This window comes from Aeromonas sobria (assembly GCF_000820145.1).
Classification (GTDB): Bacteria; Pseudomonadota; Gammaproteobacteria; order Enterobacterales; family Aeromonadaceae; genus Aeromonas; species Aeromonas sobria.
This window is the reverse complement of record NZ_CDBW01000040.1, coordinates 1-3344: the sequence shown is the minus strand read 5'-3', so window position 1 is coordinate 3344 and position 3344 is coordinate 1. Positions and strand designations below refer to the sequence as shown.

4 protein-coding genes are annotated in these 3344 nt (G+C 56.9%); all 4 read right to left on the bottom strand.

Features of this window, described 5'->3' with window-relative positions; all coding sequences use genetic code 11:
* Window positions 1-1625, bottom strand: a 1625-nt coding sequence (locus BN1135_RS17270) for a type VI secretion system Vgr family protein (protein WP_042023179.1), incomplete at its 3' end; no start/stop codon positions are given.
* Window positions 1626-1636: 11 nt separating this feature from the next.
* On the bottom strand, window positions 1637-1924 hold the full coding sequence (locus BN1135_RS17265; protein ID WP_042023175.1) for a type VI secretion system PAAR protein: 288 nt from the start codon (window positions 1922-1924) through the stop codon (window positions 1637-1639).
* Window positions 1925-2110: 186 nt separating this feature from the next.
* On the bottom strand, window positions 2111-2629 hold the full coding sequence (hcp1, locus tag BN1135_RS17260) for a type VI secretion system effector Hcp1 (protein ID WP_042023172.1): 519 nt from the start codon (window positions 2627-2629) through the stop codon (window positions 2111-2113).
* A 237-nt stretch (window positions 2630-2866) separates the two neighbouring features.
* Window positions 2867-3344 (bottom strand): helix-turn-helix transcriptional regulator (locus BN1135_RS17255; protein ID WP_042023169.1); only part of this gene is annotated, 478 nt, incomplete at its 5' end.

Sequence of the window (3344 nt, the reverse complement as noted above, 5' to 3'; positions counted from 1 at the left end):
GTCAGGTGGTCGTTGGCCTTGATGCGGGTGACCCGCTCGTTGTCGATGTCGGTGTGCTGGTCATGCTTGATGTGCCATGCGGCATCGTTCTCTATCAGCACATTCAGGTCTTTCTGACCGTGGATGTAAATCTCTTCCTGCCCCGCCTGGTCTTCAAAACGCAGCTCGTTGAAGCCCTCGCCCTGATGGGTCTCGGTACGCAGCACGGTGCGGGTCTTGTTCGCCGGTAAGTCGTAAGGTGGCCGGTTAGTGGCGTGATAGGTACGACCCGTGACGATGGGCTGGTCGGGGTCCCCTTCCAGAAATGAGACGATGACCTCATGGCCAATTCGCGGGATGGCCATCATGCCGTATTGGCCACCGGCCCAGCCCTGGCTCACCCGCACCCAGCAGGAGCTCTGGTCGTTGCTTGAGCCGTAGCGGTCCCACGGGAACTGCAGTTTGACCCGGCCATGCTCATCGCAGTAAATTTCTTCACCTTCGGGGCCAACTACGATAGCGATTTGCGGGCCGTCCACCATCGGCTTGTGGGGGGCCTCGGGGCTGCCGATGCGGGCCCGCCAGGTGGTACTCGCCTTCACTACGCCAAATTCGTTGTGGTAGACGGTCGGGCTGCTGCCGCCCTCTTCTTCCAGCGCCTGCGGTTGCTCTCCGGTGTGGCGGATATGGACGATTTGCCAGTCGGTGTTGAGGCTGCCGTTGGGGTGTTCGGTGAGTGAAAAGTGCTGACCCGGCAGCAAAGCCGCGCTGTTGGACTTGCCACTGCCTGCCACAGCGTCATTGCGCAGGGCATCGAGCCGGTGCTGGGCAAAGGCCTTGCCGCTGCCGTCCTGCTTGTAACGGCCCGGATAGTCAAAATGCTGGTAGGTATCCCGTTGATGCTCGAGCTCTGCCCCCATCTTCTTCTGGGAGAGGCCATAGGCCGGGGTTTTGAAGCTGTAGTCTTTGAGCTCCACATCCGAGGGGCGCACCGATTCGCGGTAGTGGAACTGACGAACATAAGGGCCTTGTTCCAGCGAACGGTTGCCAAGGTTGAAGAAGAGCTCTGGGCCTTGGGTCAATGCCGCCGCATCGTCGGCAAACACGATGCGATGTTTGCCTGCTTCGAACTCGTGGAAGTAGAAGAGCCCCTCTTCGGCAGCAAGGCGGTTCACAAAGTCGAGGTTAGTCTCGCGATACTGGACGCAGTATTCGCGCTGGGCGTGCTCGTTTTTCAGGGCAAAGGCGTAGTCGGTGATGCCGTGCTCTTGCAGCAGGATGCTGAGGATTTCGTCGGGCTTTTGCGCCTGGAAGATGCGGGAATTCTGGCGCAGGCCCAACCGCCACAGGGCCGGTTTGACTTGCAGCTGATAGCGGGTGCGGCGAAAGCCGCTATCCCCTTGGGCGAACTCGCTCACTACCCCGCACACTCTGCGTTGCAGCTCGCCGTTGTACCACACCAGCAGCTCACAGGGCTGGTCCAGTACGGCGCCAAAGTCGATGTCCGGTTGCTGGCTGGCCACCTCCAGTTTGAGGCTAAACGGGCTGTTCAAGCCCTCATCCAGCTTGAAGCTCGCGACCGCAAAGGTGTTGTCAGCCAGTGCGCCAACCTTGACGGTGAATTGTAATCCTGTGCTCTGTGCCATGACCTTGTTCCTTATCCTGCTTGCCCGCTGCCCGAACCAATCACCACACCACCACAATCCACCGCTGTGCCGGTGACAGCGATAGGCTTGCCGTTCACCAACACCGACCCCACACCACCGGCAATGCAGCGTGGGTGGGGTGGACTGTTGGGCTTGTCGTGCGGCGCGAGCGGGTCACCCTGACGAGCTACAGGCTTGCCATCAAGGAAGACATCAGGACTGGCGGCAATCACCGGGGTCGGTGGGAAGCCATCGTGGTCGGTGCCGATGTCACCGAGCAGTGCAATGGAGGGACACATAATTCAAACCTCTTGTGTGCTTTGCTATCACTCCGCCAAAAGCGTCAGAACAGGGGGATGGCAAAACATAAAAGCTCCGGCAGCCAAAGGCCGACCGGAGAAAGCAAGGGCTGATAGGCCGGTTGCACACCGGCCAGACAGTACAAGATTTACTACAAGGAATGCCAAAGTAAGAACAAGGGAGGCTTATGCCTCGATAGGCTCACGCCAGTCGTCAGCACCAGAGGTACCGGCAACGGTGTGCTCCCAGTCAATCTTGCGGTATGCCAGAGAGACCTGGATCAGCTGGGTGAAGTCAGACTTCGCCGGGTCTTGGCAGTGGGGCATCTGGCAGTCGATGTCAACGATGGTGGCATCGGTCAGCACGGTAGAGAAGAAGTGCTCTTGCTTGCCTTCAACGGAGGTGCGGTACCACTTCAGGGTCACTTTCGGCAGCATCTCGCCGGAGGCCAGGGAGTTGTACATCAGCGGCACGGCTTTGTTCAGGGCAACAGTGAACTTGAACGGCTTGTGGACACGCTGACCGGCAGGCTGGCCAGATTGTGGGTCAGTCGGTACGGTGACAACGTGCTGGAACTCTTGCACCAGCATCTCATCTTCGTGACCTTGTACGAAGATGTTGCCGACGGAGTCAGAGGTGAAGGCACCAGCGGTGATGTTGCCCTGGGTTTTACCTTGGATGCTGATATAACATGGAGTTGGCATGTGGTTGCTCCTAAATAGGTTGGTTAAACGAGATAGCACTCAACCAACCTTTAGCAGTGACCATGCCACTTTTTATATCTGTTATTTATCAACCGCTTACAATTAAAACTCTATGTCAACCATCTCAATCTGAGCAATATCTTGCCCAAACGGATTAAATCAACTGATAAACGTTGTACACCCAGTCCATTCCACCAAGAACAGGGCAACCTTTTGCTCAAGTCAGCATAAACAACCTTAACCATCAATATTTCGCACTTGTGCTGTATCGAGATTTAGCCTGACCATCCCTTGCTTCAGGGCCAAAGAGATTGCCTGATTTTTGCTGTTAGCCCCCAGCTTCTCCACAATACGTTCCAGGTGAAAGGTCACCGTCCGAGGTGTAATACCCAGGATCTTGGCAATATCGCTGACCTGCTTGCCCTCCGCCGCCCACTGGCATACCTCCAGCTCCCGCTGGCTCAATGGCTCACGAGGCACCGTATATGACAGACAAACTCGAGCAACGGCTTCGAATATATGTGTCGCCAACCAGCTCAGAAAAGGGATCGCACTCAGCCATTGATGTTCCGTGCGGGGTGTACGCGTGATGAGCGAGAGCAGCCCTACTTGGCCATTAGGCCCATGCCAAGGGATGGTGATGCCATCACGTAGCCCAGCCTCTTGGGCTAGCATCATGACCTCCAATCCAGCAACATCTTGTTGGTCGCAACAC